The sequence below is a fragment of the Acetobacter sp. UBA5411 genome, from assembly GCF_002409645.1.
In the GTDB taxonomy this organism is placed as follows: Bacteria; Pseudomonadota; Alphaproteobacteria; order Acetobacterales; family Acetobacteraceae; genus Acetobacter.
The window spans coordinates 32543-49385 of record NZ_DHNR01000010.1 but is presented as its reverse complement, the minus strand read 5'-3'; the positions used below and the strand labels follow the sequence as shown (position 1 = coordinate 49385).

General features: G+C 56.9%; 15 protein-coding genes. 3 read left to right on the top strand and 12 right to left on the bottom strand.

Annotated features, from left to right (window positions below; translation table 11 throughout):
* Window positions 1-111 precede the first annotated feature (111 nt).
* The 3 genes from B3759_RS03800 to B3759_RS03790 all read right to left on the bottom strand — a co-directional run bounded on the left by B3759_RS03800 (window position 112) and on the right by B3759_RS03790 (window position 3494).
* Window positions 112-927, bottom strand: coding sequence for a family 1 encapsulin nanocompartment shell protein (locus B3759_RS03800; protein ID WP_291363777.1), 816 nt, complete (start codon window positions 925-927; stop codon window positions 112-114).
* Window position 928: 1 nt separating this feature from the next.
* Entirely contained in the window at window positions 929-1951 is a 1023-nt protein-coding gene (locus B3759_RS03795; protein ID WP_291363775.1) for a Dyp-type peroxidase, read from the bottom strand.
* A gap of 388 nt (window positions 1952-2339) precedes the next feature.
* On the bottom strand, window positions 2340-3494 hold the full coding sequence (locus B3759_RS03790) for an MFS transporter (protein WP_291363774.1): 1155 nt from the start codon (window positions 3492-3494) through the stop codon (window positions 2340-2342).
* Window positions 3495-3722: 228 nt separating this feature from the next.
* On the opposite strand from B3759_RS03790, the gene B3759_RS03785 reads away from it, so the two are divergent.
* Window positions 3723-4664, top strand: a complete 942-nt coding sequence (locus B3759_RS03785; RefSeq protein WP_291363772.1) for a metallophosphoesterase family protein — start codon at window positions 3723-3725, stop codon at window positions 4662-4664.
* 27 nt (window positions 4665-4691) lie between these two features.
* On the opposite strand, the gene B3759_RS03780 is transcribed toward B3759_RS03785, so the two are convergent.
* The 3 genes from B3759_RS03780 to B3759_RS03770 form a co-directional block, all read right to left on the bottom strand.
* Window positions 4692-5051 (bottom strand): hypothetical protein, encoded by a 360-nt coding sequence (locus tag B3759_RS03780; RefSeq protein ID WP_291363771.1) that lies wholly within the window; start codon window positions 5049-5051, stop codon window positions 4692-4694.
* A gap of 78 nt (window positions 5052-5129) precedes the next feature.
* Entirely contained in the window at window positions 5130-6848 is a 1719-nt protein-coding gene (locus tag B3759_RS03775; RefSeq protein ID WP_291363770.1) for a DUF4132 domain-containing protein, read from the bottom strand.
* A gap of 1385 nt (window positions 6849-8233) precedes the next feature.
* The gene (locus tag B3759_RS03770) at window positions 8234-10828 is read right to left on the bottom strand and encodes an MMPL family transporter (protein WP_291363768.1); all 2595 of its coding nucleotides are present in this window, start codon (window positions 10826-10828) and stop codon (window positions 8234-8236) included.
* 261 nt (window positions 10829-11089) lie between these two features.
* On the opposite strand from B3759_RS03770, the gene B3759_RS03765 reads away from it, so the two are divergent.
* Window positions 11090-11350 carry a hypothetical protein gene (locus tag B3759_RS03765; protein ID WP_291363767.1) on the top strand — a complete coding sequence of 87 codons (261 nt, stop codon included), beginning with the start codon at window positions 11090-11092 and terminating at the stop codon, window positions 11348-11350.
* On the opposite strand, the gene truA is transcribed toward B3759_RS03765, so the two are convergent.
* The 6 genes from truA to B3759_RS03735 form a co-directional block, all read right to left on the bottom strand.
* Window positions 11320-12144: a tRNA pseudouridine(38-40) synthase TruA gene (gene truA, locus B3759_RS03760; protein WP_099348693.1), complete on the bottom strand. Its 825-nt coding sequence runs from the start codon at window positions 12142-12144 to the stop codon at window positions 11320-11322. The genes B3759_RS03765 and truA overlap by 31 nt on opposite strands.
* Window positions 12141-13055 carry a methionyl-tRNA formyltransferase gene (gene fmt / locus B3759_RS03755; RefSeq protein ID WP_291363766.1) on the bottom strand — a complete coding sequence of 305 codons (915 nt, stop codon included), beginning with the start codon at window positions 13053-13055 and terminating at the stop codon, window positions 12141-12143. Before fmt ends, truA begins: the two co-directional genes overlap by 4 nt.
* A gap of 76 nt (window positions 13056-13131) precedes the next feature.
* Window positions 13132-13680 carry a peptide deformylase gene (def, locus tag B3759_RS03750; RefSeq protein ID WP_010668161.1) on the bottom strand — a complete coding sequence of 183 codons (549 nt, stop codon included), beginning with the start codon at window positions 13678-13680 and terminating at the stop codon, window positions 13132-13134.
* An 83-nt stretch (window positions 13681-13763) separates the two neighbouring features.
* On the bottom strand, window positions 13764-14228 hold the full coding sequence (locus tag B3759_RS03745) for a hypothetical protein (protein ID WP_291363763.1): 465 nt from the start codon (window positions 14226-14228) through the stop codon (window positions 13764-13766).
* Window positions 14221-15324 (bottom strand): AI-2E family transporter, encoded by a 1104-nt coding sequence (locus tag B3759_RS03740; RefSeq protein ID WP_291363762.1) that lies wholly within the window; start codon window positions 15322-15324, stop codon window positions 14221-14223. The genes B3759_RS03745 and B3759_RS03740 overlap by 8 nt, the downstream gene beginning before the upstream one ends.
* 232 nt (window positions 15325-15556) lie before the next feature.
* Window positions 15557-15976, bottom strand: coding sequence for a hypothetical protein (locus B3759_RS03735; protein ID WP_291363760.1), 420 nt, complete (start codon window positions 15974-15976; stop codon window positions 15557-15559).
* Window positions 15977-16142: 166 nt separating this feature from the next.
* Between B3759_RS03735 and alkB the strand changes: the two genes are divergently transcribed.
* Window positions 16143-16826, top strand: coding sequence for a DNA oxidative demethylase AlkB (gene alkB / locus B3759_RS03730; RefSeq protein ID WP_291363758.1), 684 nt, complete (start codon window positions 16143-16145; stop codon window positions 16824-16826).
* Window positions 16827-16843: the final 17 nt, after the last annotated feature.

Genomic DNA, 16843 nt, shown 5'->3' with positions numbered 1-16843 from the left:
TGTCCTTCTCAGAAATCATGCAGAAACGCATGACATGCTCCAGAAAGTTTCACATCATTTCTGAAGCATTGCAAAACATTAAAGAGCATGGCAGGCAAATGGTTGCAGTGTTCAGGAGGCTGGCTTCGAGGCTGCATCAATGGCGACCGTCGCTTCGCTGGTCAGAACACGGAAAACGAAGCTTTCCTGCAGGTAAAGTTCGACTGTCTCCGCCGTGTGGCTCAGATAGCCGATCGAGAAATCCTGACCGATATCCAGCGCCAGATCACCGCCACGCATGGAGACAACAAACGCACCCTCAATGGCCGGAGCCCAGATGAGCTTTCCGTCGATCAGGCTTTCGATGTGCTTGCGGACCGGGTAGCCCTCATCATCGCCGCCGTTCACGGCCAGCCACGCCTGCGCACCCAGAACGATCGAATAGGGGCCGTTTACGCCTGCAAGACGCAGGGCGTCGAGCGCTTCGGTAATGACGTAAGAATAATCCTTGGCGGAAGAGGGCAGCTTCAGATGGGCGTTGGAGGTGCCTTTGCGGATGCCTTCGATGCCAGCAGCCGCATAACCGTCGAAAATGGCGCGATCTTCCGCGTAGGCGATTTTCTTCGCGGCATCTTTCACCGGCTGCCAGTCTGAATCCAGCGAACCACGGTCTACGGCGTCGATCTCTTCACGCGACAGGGTGAAGGGAACCCGCAGTTCAACGAGAGGCAGCACTTCGCGCTTCACGGCGCGGATACCTGCATCTGGTGTTTCGATCGTACTGAAGCGGCCTGTCCCGACACCGGCGAACGCCTCACCATGTGGCTCGGACGTATCGACCACGCGCCGTCCGGCAAGATGACGTCGAAGGGTGCGCGAGGCTTCCTCTTCGATTTCCTTCCAGGCAGCACCGGAAATGGGGGCGAGATGGCGATGAAGATTGTTCATATTATTGTTCCTCTTTCAGTGAGCCGATGCTCAGGGAGGTGTCGGTCTGGTCTGGCTGCGTCTCTGGTGTTGCGGGCACGCTCTCCAGCGGAGCAAGGTCAGGGGCGCCATCCAGAAAATCGGATGTCGGGATGAAGAACAGCGTTCCGGTGACGGCTGTGCTGACATCGAGAAGCCGGTCGTAGTTGCCCGGCGGCTTTCCCACAAACATGTTCTGCAACATCTGCTCCGTCCGCGCCGGAGAGCGGGAATAGCCGATGAAGTAGGTGCCGAACTCGCCCTGACCGGGTTTGCCGAAAGGCATGTTGTCACGAAGAATCTGAAGCTGCTGCCCATTTTCCTCAATATTTGTCAGCACATTGTGGGCGTAGCTTTTCTTGGCGCTGTCGGCGAGTTCAATATCGGACAGCTTCTTGCGACCAATGACGTCTTCCTGCGTCTCGGTCGGCATTGCGTTCCATTTTTTCATGTCATGCAGATATTTCTGAACAATGACATAGCTGCCGCCAGCAAAGGCAGGATCTTCATCGCCGATGAGCGTTGCGTCGAGTGCCGCCTGACCGGAGGGATTCTCCGTGCCGTCGACAAAGCCAAGCAGGTCTCGTTCGTCGAAATATTTGAACCCATGCACCTCATCGGTAATCGTCGCCACGCCTTCCAGACGTGAGACGATTACGCTGGCCAGCTCAAAGCAGAGATCCATGCGGGTTGCGCGGATGTGGAAAAGGAAATCGCCGGGCGTCGAAGGAGCGACATGCACCCCGTGGATCTCCTGAAACGGATGCAGATCCTTCGGACGTGGAGCGCCAAACAGAAAGTCCCAGGCGTTGGAGCCGATTCCGGTGATACAGCTCAGACGTCCATCAGGGATGCGAAATCCTACACCACGCACCAGAGAGGACAGATCACCGAGCAGATCACGTATCTGGATGGCAGCTGATGCGGAGACGCCATCGTTGAGGGTGGCGACCATAAAAATTGCGGCCTGAGTCAGTTTGGTATCGACGGCTTGAGGCGTGGCCAATGGACCTATGCTCCTCTGGGAGGGGTTTCACATGACAATGAGGCACAAGCATAAGTTGTCGAGCGATGGTGACAAGAGACGCCATGCATTAAAATAACCGCTATGTGTTTGTTGGTCTGTTTGAAAGCAGGAAGAGGCGACAAAGGCTATGTTCAGGTCAGAAAAGAGAAAGACAACACCACGACAATCTGTCGATTGAGACAACATATGTTGAAGTATTTGCGGGGCAACCAGCACACACTGACCCAATGCAACGCTGATCCGACAAAATTGCCGCTTCTATGTTCCAGATGACTGGCTTCTCCCTTTGTATGAACGAGAGACACCTGCAGATTCTTTATGGCTAAGGGGACGCCCCTAAGTCCGGCTTAAGGCTGCTGCGGAAGCTTCACACCGCCTCCGGCGACAGCCTTCCCCGACTGGACAACAGCACCATAACAACACCAATCGCCGCCAGACCGAGGCCAAGCGCCGACACCATAAAATACCCCAATCCAAGCGACAGAACACTGCCGCCCAAAGCCGCTCCCAGCGCGTTGCCAAGATTGAAAGCGCCGATATTCATGGAAGACGCCAGTCCCGGCGCTTCGTGCGCGGCCTGCATCGTGCGCATCTGAAGGGCAGGGGTAAGCGAGAAGCAGGCGATACCCCACACGAAGACGCCGATCAGAGCACCAGCAGGCGTTTGTGCTGCGATGGGGAAGACGAGCATGATCAGGCCGAGGATCGGGAAGAAGATGAGCAGCGTTTTTGTCAGGGAGATATCGGCGGCCTTTCCACCCACGATATTCCCGACGCTGAACCCGACGCCGATCAGCATCAGCGCAATGGTCACTAGTGTGGGGCCGGCATGGGTGACGGTTTCCAGCATTGGAACGATATAGGTGTAGAGCTCAAACATCGCGCCGGCAGCAATGACCGTCAGGCCCAGCGCCATCAGCACGTTGGGGCGGACCATGACTTTTAACTCAGCCGCGGCGTTCGGACGCGGACCGGCTTCGGCAAGCGGCAGAAACAGGGACAGGGCGGTAGCCGCGACCAGACCAAGCAGCGAGATCGCCATGAACGCCTGACGCCAGCCCAGCGTGTCGCCCATCCATGTCGCAGCAGGCACGCCGAGGATGTTCGCAATCGTCAGGCCCATGAACATGCTGGCGACGGCGCTGGCTCGTTTGGAACGATCAACAAGGCTCGCCGCTTCGACTGCCCCCAGTCCGAAAAACGCGCCATGCGAAAAGCTGGTGAAAACACGGGCCAGAAGCAGTTCCATGTAAGTCTGGCTGGCGGCGGCTGTCAGATTGCCCACGGTGTAGAGGATCATCAGTCCGATCAGCGCATATTTGCGCGGGTACCGGGCGAGGAAGAGGGTAATGACCGGAGCGCCTGCCATGACGCCGAAGGCATAGGCGCTGATCAGTCCACCCGCCTGCGGCACGCTGCTGTGGACGCCATGCGCCAGAACCGGAAGCAGTCCCATGGGAGTGAATTCCGTCACGCCAATAGCAAACGCTCCGAGGGCAAGGGCGATCAGAGCCTTGTTCATTCTGTCATTCCGTTCCTGTTTGATTGTTTCAGATAGCGAATGTCGCCGCGTAACAGAACCCATTCAGAAACTTCCCCATCAAACGACCTCGTGCCGAGCGGGCGACAGGGCTTTTCCGGCTGTCAGTGCGAGAGATGAATCATTTGTGACACGCTTGAATGGAGGCGGGATTCTGATCAGACTGGTTTTTCAGTCTTGCCGTGCGTGGACAGGAAGAGGGCGGCCCGAATGTTTCACCTCAACAGAAGAACTTTTCTGTCGCTCGCGGGCGGTGCGGGTCTGATCAGGACGATCGGCGCAGGGGCGGCTCTTCCCGTCCGTCCGCCTCTGCGGCCTCACAAGCCGTTCTCCTTTCTGTTCATCACAGACACGCATCTTCAGCCGGAGCTGAACGCGGTTGGTGGCTGTCATCAGGCTTTTGCAAAAGCTCGTTCCATCCGGGCAGATTTTGCCATTCAGGGCGGAGACCATGTGTTTGACGCGCTGGGTGTGAATGCCGGACGAGCCTCAATGCTGATCGATCTTTACAAAAGGACGGCGCAGGACCTCTCGCTGCCTGTTCATCATACGATCGGGAATCATGACTGCTTCGGTGTTTATGCGAAAAGCGGCGTGGAACCGACTGATCCTTTATATGGAAAGAAGTTTTTCAAAGATAATTTCGGGCAGCTTTATTATTCGTTCGATCACAAGGGCGTCCATATCGTTGTGCTGGACTCAATCGGGATCACGGAAGATCGTGGTTATGAAGGCTGGATCGATGACACCCAGATTGGCTGGCTGACACGGGATCTCGCGGCACAACCTGCTGGAATGCCGATCATTGTCGTCACGCATATCCCGCTGGTGACTGCTGCCGCCGAGTATGCCGTGCCACAGGCTGTTCCACCGAAACATCATGTCATGAGCGTGAGAAATGCCTATGACGTGCTGCCGTTGTTCGATCGATACAATATTATCGGTGTTCTACAGGGACATACTCATATTCTGGAGCGGATCGAATGGCATGGTGTTCCCTATATCACCGGCGGTGCTGTGAGCGGCAACTGGTGGCATGGAACACGCTATGGAACGCCGGAAGGCTTCATGGTTGTTGATGTCGAAAATGGAGTTATGAAAACCCGCTATGAAACATACGGATTTCATAGCGTTGACCCTCACGATACTTGATGCTCGAAATGTCCTGTCTGTGACGTCCTAATTCAGAATCCATCTATGCTGAAGACCAATCTTCTTCATAATGGGTTTGATCGGAGTGTGTGGATTTGAACGACAGGCGTCAAAGAACTCATCAATGATGCGGTAGTGGTCATATTGGATATTGTAAGGCGGTATGCCACCGGCAGCCATGGCTCCGTTCCACCAGCGCTTGTTGGCTTCTGCGGCATCGGGTGTGCTCGGCTCATAGTTCTTTAAAGCCTGCGAGACGGTCTCACAATATCCGTCATAGGAAAGATGAAGCGCTTCCAGATTGACTGAATGGGCAGCGGTCCAGTGTGAATCAATACAAAAAATGACAAAAAGGGTCAGGGCAAGATGAGGGAAGTGTCGGTGCATGTTTCAGGGTTTCCTTGCGTCCTGAATGGCACAGGCCGGTAAAGGTATGGTAACCCGGCCTCGGCGCACCTTTGGGAACTATTCAGCCTCATCATCCAGAGCGTTGAGTTGATCCAGAATGGACTGATCGCGGATACGGTCATCCCGTATCAACATGAGGATCTTTTGCAGGATTGAATCCATCTGTACGTCGTCGTGTAGCGGTCGATATGAGGGCAGACCTTTTTTGAGGGATGCCAGCTTCCTATTCTCCACTACCAGTTGACGTTGTTGCGGAAGGACCATGATGTCCCCGCTGCCCAGATGAATGCGATACCGATGGCATTTTCCATTGATAAGAGCGTTATGTTTTTCAAGGGAAACTGCGCCGTCTGTGTCGATTTCAGGTAGCAGCGCTTCAAGAAGCTGCCTACGACCCAGAGCAATACTTCCGAAATGAGGTTCTTTGGGGAGTGCGATGTCTCCAAGGCCCTCCTGACGACGCCAGAGCGCGAGATCTGGTATGGAGAAAAGCGTTTCGGGATCGAACGTGATATTGCTGGCCGCTGCGCTCACCATAAGATCAACGTCACGCATCACCTCTGAGAAAACGATACGATCGATGTCAGCCAGACGGACTGGCGTACCTGTTTCGCTCAGTTTCTTGCCGCCGTCATAGCTCCAGTCGCCTTCATCTTTCAGGATACAGAACCTGATTCTGTCGGTCATGACATGGGTAAAAACGCCCGACCAATCGGAATTCTTACTGTCGCCGACACCACCCGTCCGGAACTCTACATAGACACCGTGAGCAGGCACCTGAAATGTCCAGGGTGCACTTTCACTGGAAGGCATGTGACCAGTCAGCGTGCGGATGCGCCAGCCTCTCTGCCGCCCGATCTGGATAACCTGAGCCTGATTCAGAATGCGTCGTGCGTAGCGGTAGGAGGCCGGGGACGTCTCCTGTTCTGACTGGGTTATTGTGTAAGTTTCCCGCCAAGCCTGTCGGATGGGCTGTGAGATCTGCAGATGTGTGAGAGTTGCGCGCCACTGTGCGATAGTCTCTGACGCGGCAGCATGTAGCGGGTGCCAGAGGCTCAGAAGCGCATCGGGCGCAAGAGGGGGCATCGTGTTGCCGTCAGGTCCGAACAGTGTGCCATCCTGTCTGATCATGCAGGTTTGAAGCGGTTTGTCCGGCATGGCCACCAACCATATCTGCCGCCGCGCCAGCCATCCCAGCACAGGGTGAAGAAGCCAGCGTTCCTCAAAGGTCGGCCATGACCAGGTTTGTCCGGTCACCCATGACCGTTCCAGCCTCTGACGGTGCAGCATCATATCGGCGGAAAGCTGCTTTGCGTCCGCCCGTGTTCTGCGCAGAATCGCATCGCATCCCGTTTCTTTGCGGATGGCTGCGGGCAGCTTGCTCAGAGTAGTGCCTGTCGCATCCTCATAATGAATTACGCCTTGACCAGATTCCGCAATGCTCAGGACAATTGACACACCGTCGACGAGGCTTTCGCGGCGACGGTGCTGTGCATCCAGCCCATGATCCAGCGCGATGAATTCCTCTGCTTCGACAGTCGTCATGCCGAGAGCTGCGGAGGCTTGTGCAAGTATCTTATTGAGGTGAGACAGCATGGTCGCGTGACGGGTTTTTGCCCGCAGCTGAGTCAGTGCCCGAAGAGCGTTCGGTGTGCCGATAGCGCCGATGGTGGAAACCAGGCGATTGAAGACCCAAACGTTTTCTTTCTGAAGGGCGTTAATACCTTGCTGCAGTAACCAGTCGACATCAGCAGAGTCACGGGCGGCTGCTATCATACAGAGACACCCTGCTCTGATATCATCGCTAATATCTTCTCTCGTACTGGAGTTTCTGGCGTCTGGATCTTTTGTGCGTAGACTGCGGCATGCTCCAAATGGCATGATGCCATATTCGGTTGATCTGCTATTGAGGAAGCTAAAATACCAAGGGTTTTGCAGGAAAGCGTCTGCTGTTTTCCGGATTGATCCGGTTTCAGAATGGACCCGTTTAATGAGTCCTACAAAGTAAGGAAGAACGGCGGCCCGATAGAGAGGGGATGACGCAAGAGGTTGAGCATGGGAAGGCTGTAACGAGCAAAGCTGATAATATTCCTGGAGAAAATTGCGTGCGAAGTCGAGTTCGCGCGTGCCATCCGGTTCTGCAAGCCTTTTGGCGAACCGGGATAAAGTTTTTCGTGATGGTTGTGGTGTGTCGGGCGTCTGGAAGAACTCCAGACGGGCGTCCATTACATCCAGTGGTATGTCTGAAACGCGCCGTAATACGGACTCACGCCCCAGCCAATAGAGTGCCGGAAAGTCGCGAGCGAGAGTTTCTTGATCCTGCACGGCCTGATCGAACCATTGTTCGTCAGGCAGGCTTGTTCCTCTGCTTCTGAATGAACTTAAATAGCGCAGCAATCCCGGTTCCGGAACAAAATGCAATTCTGATGCGGGTTTTGTTATCTGATTGAGAATACGATATGTCGCGATCATGTCCGGTGCATGACGATTTTCCAGATTGGAAAATTTCTCTAACCATTCAGGTGGTTTCGGTAGTGGTCCGATGTTGGGCAGGTCAGTCGCCATGCAGGTTTCGAGTGGCGCGTTATCGTTATTAAGGCTTTTGATGAATGATTGTGGAGCTATGCCACCGTAATATCTGTTGAGCGTGGCAAGCCTTTGTTCTTTCCACGCAGACTGAATGTTCCTGAAAATATCTGTGTCAATCTGGCGCATTTCCGCAATCCATCTGACCAGTTGGCGTTCAAGGACACCGACTTCAGAGAGTACCATTCTTGCAAGCGCCATGTCGGCATTTAAAAGATCATGCTGCGTCATAGTCATAAATCTGCGCATCCTTTATCTTCGTCGGCTTTCAGGCGATTGTAAAAGTCTATGCCTGTTATGTGAGGCCCGTCGTAAAGCGGCTTTTGGAGAAGCTGTTTGCAGAAGTTCCTGATTCCATGGTCCGTGTAAAAAAGATGGAATAGGAACATTCTATTGTTCATGACCAATAACTGGTTATGAACCAGTCTTTTGGTGTGCTGGTTGAGCGGTGGTCACGGATTGAAGTAAATACGCTGTCTTTCTGCCAATAATGCGCTTGTTAATACTGACCGAAATAAAAAACACGCGAGAACCAGAGTCCTCGCGTGTTTTATGCTTTGCAGGAAAAACTCATTCTATTCCTGATCAATCGACCGCTTTGGCAGCAGAGCCGGAATGAACACCAGCGTCGCCAGAAGCGTGCAGCCCAGAGAGAGCAGCAGCAGACGTCCCATGCTGGCGGTGCCGGGATGATGCGAAAGCGCCAGCGAGCCAAAGGCCGTGCCGGTCGTCAGGGCCGAGAACAGCACGGCGCGTGCGGTCGGCGAGGCGAGGGGATACTGCACACCCGCCCGCCAGTTCATCACGAAGTAGATATTGAACGACACGCCCACGCCCAGCAGTAGTGGAAGCGCGATGATGTTGGCGAAGTTCAGGGTCTCCGGGACCACTCGGATCAGAATGACGGTCATCAGGGCCGAGAGCAGCAGGGGAGCCAGAACAAGCCCCATATCCAGAACCTTGCGCAGCGCGAATAGCAGGATGATCGCGATCATGATGATCGCGGAAATCGCCGCTGTCTTGAATGCTCCGACAATGGTCTTCGCGCTTTCGACAATATCCACGGCTGATCCGGCCATGTCAGGCGAAAGCGGGCGGACTGTCTTGACGAAGGTATGGAGGGCTCCGGGCTTGGACATCAGGCCGCTGGGATGAATCTCCACCAGAGCGCGCCCATCCGGGAGCAGATAATCCCGTTTGATGACGTCTGGCACATCCTTGAGGGTCACCGGTTGCGCGGACAGCACATCTCTCAGCGAGTCCAGCTGCATCGGCAGAAAACGAACCAGCGCGTCGTTGGTCTGCATGGCCAGTGCGTCAGGCGCCGTCGCGAGTTTGGCCAGTGCGGCCTGAATGCGACGCAGCGGGTCGGTGGGAGCGAGATCGTTCAGAATGCCCGAGAGCGCGGCTGCGGCGGACGCTGCGGACGCCTTGACGGCGGCGGCGTCAGGGGCTGCCTGCGGGTTCTGCACGGTCAGACCGGGGATCAGGATCTGTGCGGCATCTTCAATCAACGCCAGCTTAGCCTCCTGATCTTCCGGAACATAGGAGCCGAGCCACATGGCGTCATGCACGCCCGGCAGCTTTCCGGCCTTGTCGGACATGGCTTTGGCGGCATCGAGATTGGGGGCAAGATATTCGGCGCTATAGGGCGACGAGACCGGATTGCTCATCAGCAGATGCAGGGTCCGCATACCTTCGGACTTGGGGTCCTTGGTGTGCAGCGGATCACCGTCGAATTTCAGACCGGGGATCAGGACAATGCCTGCAACGGCGACGATGGCAAAGACAGCGAGCAGAGGTTTGCGCCAGTGGCGGATCGTCCGGTCAACCGGCTTCATGAACAGATAGCCTGTCCGTGCATGGTCAACCGATGGACGGAAAAGCCGCAATAGGGCGGGCAAGAGCAGGATGGTGCAGACAAACGCCACCAGCATCCCGATGCCGGCGATCAGACCCAGTTCAGCAACACCGAGAAACGCTGTGGGTGTGAAGGCAAGGAAGCCAGCGGCAGTGGCCAGAGCCGCCACCAGAATCTGGTGGCCGGTTTCTTCACCGGTCTTGAACAGTGCCTCTTCCAGTCCCGCTTCGCCGGATTGAGTCGGCTGCTGACCACGCAGACGCACCGAAAACTGGATGGCGAAGTCCACGGCGATACCGACAAAGAGAATGGCGAACGCCACGGAGATCAGGTTCAGTGTGCCGACAGCCACAGCCGCGAACCCGGTTGTCAGGAGAAGGCCGGTGATCAGGGTGATCACGATTGGCACAATGACGCGCCATGTATGCACGGCCAGTGTCAGCCACAGGATGACAAGTGCCAGTGAACCCAGCAGACCCGCGACCATGCCATCGGCAACGGTGGCGAATTCCTCGTCACTGATCTGCACATCGCCTGTCAGATAGACATGGGCATGACCTGTTTTTACAAATTCAAGATCTTTAGCAGCAGCGCGAATGGCGTCGGACGCAGCGCCGCCCGGCTGGAATGAACCGTAATCCAGCTTCGGTTGCGTCATCACGAACTGGTAGCGGCCTGCCAGATCCGTCAGATTTCCGGCCAGAAGCTGCTGCCATGAGAGAAATTCAGGATGCCCGTTCGCTGCGGCCTCAAGACTGTTGGCGAAGCCGTTCAGGGGAGCCTGAAAGCCAGCCATATTGGCCTGACCGCGTTTGACGCCTTCTGCGATCAGCCCGAGGGAGTCAAACAGACCGCGCGCCGACGGGTCGGCTGCCAGAGCGCCAAGGAAAGGCTGGGCTGCAACGGTGTCGTCCAGAACCTTGGAGAGAGCCTTCTGGTCGAGAAACATCAGCCCATTGCGGTTGAGGTAGGCGTTGTCATCCGGCAGGCGGATATAGTTGAAGTGATCGTGATCTCCGGACAGCTTTTCGGCCAGAGCGCGTGCTGTTGCGCGTCCTTCTTCAGGTAGATCGGCCTCGATGACCGCGACCAGAAGATTGTCCTTCTGAGGGAACAGCTTTCCCATCATGTCGGAGCGTTTTTTCCAAGCCAGCTTGTCGGACAGCATCTTGTCCGTGTCGGTGGTCACGCCAAGGTGATTGTAGCTCACCCAGACGGACGTCGCGGCCAGCAGCATGAAAAATGCGACGACGAGAGAAGCGCGCTTGGCGCACAGGACGATAAGTCGGCCGATGAAAAGGGAGATCATGTGAGGTCTTCAGGCCCTTGCCGTTGACAGCGCAAGATTGGCCAGCCCCGATATCCCGTGACCAGCGCAAGTTGAAGTAAAGGCTTGGTTTGGCTGAACCGGCGGCGGGACGCAAGAGGGGAGCCGGGAAAGCGTCTGTTGGCAGGGAAAAAGGTTGCAGTTTTCGTAATTTTGTGTATACTAGATATTTCTTTATTGTAAATTTATATAGTTAAAACGTAGTAACTTTGATTTTTCCTCTATTTTAATGGTGTTGATCTGATGAATGCAAGAAAAGAGTATTATATAATTGTGAAAGACCATCAGCGTATGTTTATTTATTTTGAGGGGATCGTTTTTGATGATACGGAAATTAATAAAAAAGTATGTAAAATGCAAGAGTTGGGAAATCGAATAACATGTGAAGCTTGCTCTGTGGAAGATTATGTTAATAAAGAAGCTTTTATAGAAGAGGTTAAAAAGTCATTTTCTAAATATGTTTATTTAGAAAATCAGTCGATTTTAAACGGATCAGGGTCGTAATCCACACCCACCAGATACAGGCCCTCGGAAGGGGCGGTTGGACCGCCAGCGCAGCGGTCACGCGCCTCCAGAGCCGTGCGTAGTCTTTCAGCGTCCCAGCGGCCACAACCGACGAGTTGCAGCGTGCCGACCAGATTCCTCACCTGATGATGCAGGAAGGAACGGGCTTCGACATCGAACAGGATCATCTCGCCGTCACGGGTGACATCCAGCCGGTCGAGTGTGCGGACGGGGCTCCTCGCCTGACAGGCGACCGCCCGGAATGTCGAGAAATCATGTGTTCCCAGCAGAGTCTGCGCGGCGGCGTGCATGGTCGGAACGTCGAGCGGATGGCGTACATGCCACACCCTGTTGGCTTCGATACCGGGGCGGGAAGGGCGATTCAGCAGTCTGTAGCGATAGCGGCGGCGGGTTGCTGAAAAGCGGGCGCTCCATGTCGGATCGACGGAAGCCGCCTGCAAAACCACCACGGGATGCGGTTTGAGATAGTAGGAAAGACCGTCCCGCACTGCACGAGGGTTCAGCGGTAGAGAGATTGGGAAATCCAGATGCGCGACCTGGCCGGTGGCATGAACGCGCGCATCCGTGCGGCCAGCGGTGATGCTGGGAACGGTCCGTCCCCCAGCCATGCGCGAGGCCGCTTCTTCCAATAATTGCTGCACGGACAGGCCGGTTTTCTGCCGCTGCCAGCCGACCAGACCGGTGCCGTCATACTCTATTTTGACGGCCCAGCGCTGCCGGTCTTCGGGCGCATGGCTCTGGCTGAAGAACGCCGGCGTGGAGTCGTCAGTCATGACCCGAGGTGCGTGCCGACCGCCATGGGCTGTCCACGCAGAAACGCCTCTGCGTCCATCATGCCGCGTCCAGGGCGCTGAATCCGGCAGATGTGGAGGGCTGTGTCCTCACCGCACGCCACAGTCAGGCGGTCATCCAGAACCGTGCCCGGCGTGCCTGAGCGTTTTGCCTCGATCTCAACTGCGCCGATTTTCAGGGTCACGTCATCCAGCGTGGTGAAAGCGCCGGGCCACGGTGTCAGGGCGCGGACCTGTCGATCAATGGTTTCCGCAGACTGAGTCCAGTCGATGCGCCCATCTTCTTTCGTCAGGCGAGCGGCGTAGGTCACGCCCTCTTCAGGCTGCGGAACTGCGGGAGGACGATCACGCAGCACATCCACCACCATCTTCGCACCCAGCGCTGCAAGCTCGTCATGCAGGCTGGTTGCCGTCGTCACTACTGTAATGGGCACGCCGACCGAGGACAGCATGTCGCCCGTGTCCAGACCGACATCCATCTGCATGATCGTCACGCCGCTTTCCGTGTCACCGGCCAGAATGGCGCTCTGGATGGGAGACGCGCCCCGCCAGCGGGGGAGCAAACTGGCGTGAATGTTCAGGCAGCCCCGTTCGGGTGCATCAAGCATCGCTTTCGGCAGGATCAGGCCATAGGCCGCGACAATAGCGACATCGAATTTCTGCGCGGCGAACCAGTCCAGTTCTTCCTGATTGTTCCGCAATTTTTCCGGGCAGCGCACGGGAATGCCGAGCGTTTCCGCGGCATGATGCACAGGGGAGGGACGAAGCGCCTTACCACGTCCGGCCGGCCTTGGAGGTTGGGTATAGACGACCGCAATCTCATGTCCGGCATCGCGGAGAGCATAGAGCGCCGGAACGGCGAAATCGGGCGTGCCCATAAAGGCCAGACGCATCGGTCTGTTCTCCGCAAGTCAGGCCGGAACAGGATCATGTCCCGCCCGGCAATGTGAAAACTTTGCCGGTGCAGTCTCAGTGCTTGAGTTTCTGCTCTTTCGCCAGACGCCGCATGATCATGTTGCGACGCAGCGTGGAGAGATGATCCACGAACAGAACGCCATCGAGATGGTCGATCTCGTGCTGGATGCAGGTCGCCAGCAGCCCGTCTACCTCGCGCTCGCAGCGTTCGCCTTCCACGTTCGTCCAGCGCACCCGGACCGCTTCCGGACGGACCACTTCCGCATACTGGTTGGGCAGCGAAAGGCATCCTTCCTCACGCGGCGTCATGACTTCGCTTTCCGTGAGGATTTCAGGATTGATGAGAACGATCGGCTGGCGGTCTTCGGCATCGCCAAGATCGACAATCACATAACGCTGGCTGATACCCACCTGAGGGGCTGCCAGACCGATGCCGGGTGCTGCATACATGGCTGAAAACATGCCCGGCAGCGTCGCTTTCAGCGTGTCCATATCCTCGGGACGCACGATCCGGGCCTTCTGGCGCAGCACGGCCTGAGGGGCGATCAGAATCTGTGTGGGCGCAGCAGTGGCCCCGGCGAGGGAGAAGTCGACGTCGTTCATAGCGCCGGTTTAGCGAGGCTGATTGTGTTTTTCCAGCCCTGACTGTCGGGTGAAATACGCACGCAGATCGGAACAGGCTGCTTTCACCAGTTTCGCGGACTGTATGTGGCGGCATCCGTCGGATCATAGGTCAGCGACATGCGATCCTCGCCCGATCCGGCATAACGGCAGACGGCCAGAGTGCTTTCCACGCGACTGCCCGGAGACGCCAGATAGGGAACTGGCATACAGAGATACCACAAGCGGCCCCGCGAGCCTCCGGCATCACTGACGGCGAAGGCTTTCGGGGCGGAAACCGGCAGCGTGTCGTCGTGACGCGGCGGGTTGTAGTGCAGCGTTATCTGCCCCGTCGCGTCGGGATAATACTGGAGACCACAACTCTGGATGAAGTCAGCCAGCGTCGGCTGGCGCAAGAGAGTGGTGTCTGGCTTTTCCTGCGCGCAGAGCTGGCGCTTGGTCTGTTCGTACCGGGCGCATCCAGTGACGGCGACAAGACTTGTCAGGCAGAGCAGTCCGGCCAGCCGGGATAAGGGAAAGCGTTCAGACACGTTCATCATCTTCAAGCGGTGGCGCGAGCTTGTCGCCGACTGCGAGCAGCATCGCCGTCAGTGGAGAGGCGAGGATTAGTCCCGGTGCGCCAAAAATGCCGCCGAAGAACGTCTGTGACAGAACTGTCAGACCGGGCGGCATCTGCACGGCTTTACGCTGGATCAGCGGAGCCATGACGTTACCTTCGAAAAACTGCACTACCGTGTAGAGCGCGGCAACCATGGCGGTCTCGCGCAGGCCAAGGGACAATGCCAGCAGCAGGGCGGGAATAGCGCCGAGGATCGCACCGATATAGGGAATAAAGTTGCAGAGCGCGGCCAGAAAGCCGAGGCTGACGGCTAGAGGTACGCCAATAATCCATAAGCCCACGCCGGAGAGGATGCCGACGACCGCCATGTCCAGCGCCTGTCCCGCAACCCATGCCCACAGCGTGTCTGCCGCGACAAGCATGACTTCCTGTCCCCGTCCACGCCAGTGGCGCGGAACGAGGCGAAGGATGCCATTGGCATAAAGAGCGGGAGAGGCGGCGAAATACAGACCGGCGATGATCACGACGGCAAGCGTACCTAGCACACCGAACGCTGAGCCGAGAAATCCGGTCATGGAGCCTGCAATCCGTGAACCCAGCGACATCAGACCGCCACTGCCGGAGGCACCGCCGCCATGACCGCCCAGAGATGCGGGAAGATAATTCAGCAGGACCTGTCCCTGTGGCCATGATGCAAGCCGGTCACGAAGGGCATAGACCTGTGTGGTCAGGGCGTCGCGCAGTTTGGCGGCCTGCGCAACGATGTCCGAACCGCTCGACCAGCCGATCCCGACGGTCAGCGTGACCATCAGCACGCAGACGATAGCGAGCGCCGCACCATAAGGCAGGTTTGTCCAGCGTTTCAGCGCACGGGCAAGCCCGTGCAGGATGACGGCGAACAGGGCAGATGCAAAGACCACCATGATCACGTCGCCGATCAGCCAGATCGACAGCATGACAGCCGCAATGGTCAGGGTAAGACGGAGGATGCGGGCAATGCTGTCGAGAGGCGTTTCACCGGGTGGCGGCGAAAGCTGGTCGTCGTCGGAAATCTGTTCGGAAGTCATGAGAATTTAGATCACCTGAAGCTGCGGCCATCGTTATCGTGGCCTGACATACGCCATAACGCCGTCATCAGGCTTTCGCTCGCAATGCCGGTCACAATTTTTCAAAAAAACAGTTTGAGCAGAGTGTACGTCGGCGTTGGGGCGTGTCTGTACGATCACGGCCCAATCGTCTGACCGACCGGGCCGTCACATGGCTCCCAGAAGAAACGGGTATTGCTCCCGGCACAGTCCGTCAGCGGGGCGCGACCCAGCCGTTACCCGTGGAATCGCCGAGGCTGCCCGAACCTGTCGGTCCCGAATCCTGATAGGCGGAACCAAATCTCGACAGATCAGCGCCAGTGACCGCATCGCGTGTCACATGCTGGGCGTGCTCAGGGTCAGGGCCATGGAGCATGTCCATCGACGGCGCATCCTGATATCCTGGCGGCAGCTTTCTGCGTCCTTTGACGTGCAGGTTTTCATGACGACCGGTCGGTACGCCTGCGCCGGAGTCTTCCCGTGTCGGGTCACCGGACATCATTTCAGCACCGGACAAGGCGTCACTCTGCTGCGCCATCGCCTGTCCGGACAGGGACACGCTGGTGGCCGTCAGCAGCAGAAGAAGAAGGCCTGCCGTTGGGAAAAAGCCGGTGAGTCTGGGAAGAACACGCATGAATACAGATCTCTCAGGGCTGGGTTGCGGGCGCGCGGCCGGGCAGCCCATCATCAGGGTCATTTCTATCAGTCTACAATTACCCTCCACCATCTTACAACCGCAATAGATCACGGGCAGACGTGCTATCAGCGAGGGAACGGATAATGAGACAGGAGAAAGGCCAGTGACCGGGGATCTTTTCGACTTTCTCAACGTAACCGAGGCTGGGCAGGGCAGTGGTGCGCGAGAGCGTATCCAGCTGGATACGGGCGCTTTTATTTTCCCCGGCATGGCGCTTTCCCGGGCGCCCGCCCTTCTGGAGGCGGCTCGTCATATCGTCCGGCAGGCCCCGTTCAGACATCTTGTCACGCCCGGTGGTCACCGCATGTCCGTCGCGATGACCTCCTTTGGCGATTATGGCTGGGTCTCGGATCGATCTGGTTATCACTACACGCTTGTCCAGCCGGAAAATGGTCAGCCATGGCCTGTCATGCCTGATGTGTTCCGGTCACTGGTGGAAGAAGCGACGGAAGCCGCGGGTTTTCCCCATCCTCCGTTGCAGGCGGGTCTGCTCAATCTGTATCGTCCCGGAACGCGTCTCTCCCTGCATCAGGACAAGGATGAGGAGGACGCCGAGATGCCGATTGTCTCAGTCTCTCTTGGAGTGGCGGCGACATTTCTGTGGGGCGGTCTTGATCGGACTGCTCCCGTGCGCCGGTTTCGGTTGTCACATGGCGATGTCGTGGTGTGGGGCGGCCCATCACGGATGATGTTCCACGGCGTCGCTCCACTGGCGGTGTCCTCGCATCCCCTGACGGGCGAGTGCCGTCTCAATATGACATTCCGTCAGGTCACACGGCGCTCCTGAACCTTATCGACTGAACA

Coding starts and splice junctions, on each gene's coding strand:
- B3759_RS03785 (WP_291363772.1), top strand. CDS start 3,723: ATGTTTCACCTCAACAGAAGAACTTTTCTGTCGCTCGCGGGCGGTGCG.
- B3759_RS03765 (WP_291363767.1), top strand. CDS start 11,090: ATGAATGCAAGAAAAGAGTATTATATAATTGTGAAAGACCATCAGCGT.
- B3759_RS03800 (WP_291363777.1), bottom strand. CDS start 927: ATGAACAATCTTCATCGCCATCTCGCCCCCATTTCCGGTGCTGCCTGG.
- B3759_RS03740 (WP_291363762.1), bottom strand. CDS start 15,324: ATGACTTCCGAACAGATTTCCGACGACGACCAGCTTTCGCCGCCACCC.
- B3759_RS03770 (WP_291363768.1), bottom strand. CDS start 10,828: ATGATCTCCCTTTTCATCGGCCGACTTATCGTCCTGTGCGCCAAGCGC.
- def (WP_010668161.1), bottom strand. CDS start 13,680: ATGAACGACGTCGACTTCTCCCTCGCCGGGGCCACTGCTGCGCCCACA.
- truA (WP_099348693.1), bottom strand. CDS start 12,144: ATGACTGACGACTCCACGCCGGCGTTCTTCAGCCAGAGCCATGCGCCC.
- B3759_RS03735 (WP_291363760.1), bottom strand. CDS start 15,976: ATGCGTGTTCTTCCCAGACTCACCGGCTTTTTCCCAACGGCAGGCCTT.
- B3759_RS03790 (WP_291363774.1), bottom strand. CDS start 3,494: ATGAACAAGGCTCTGATCGCCCTTGCCCTCGGAGCGTTTGCTATTGGC.
- B3759_RS03780 (WP_291363771.1), bottom strand. CDS start 5,051: ATGCACCGACACTTCCCTCATCTTGCCCTGACCCTTTTTGTCATTTTT.
- fmt (WP_291363766.1), bottom strand. CDS start 13,055: ATGCGTCTGGCCTTTATGGGCACGCCCGATTTCGCCGTTCCGGCGCTC.
- B3759_RS03775 (WP_291363770.1), bottom strand. CDS start 6,848: ATGATAGCAGCCGCCCGTGACTCTGCTGATGTCGACTGGTTACTGCAG.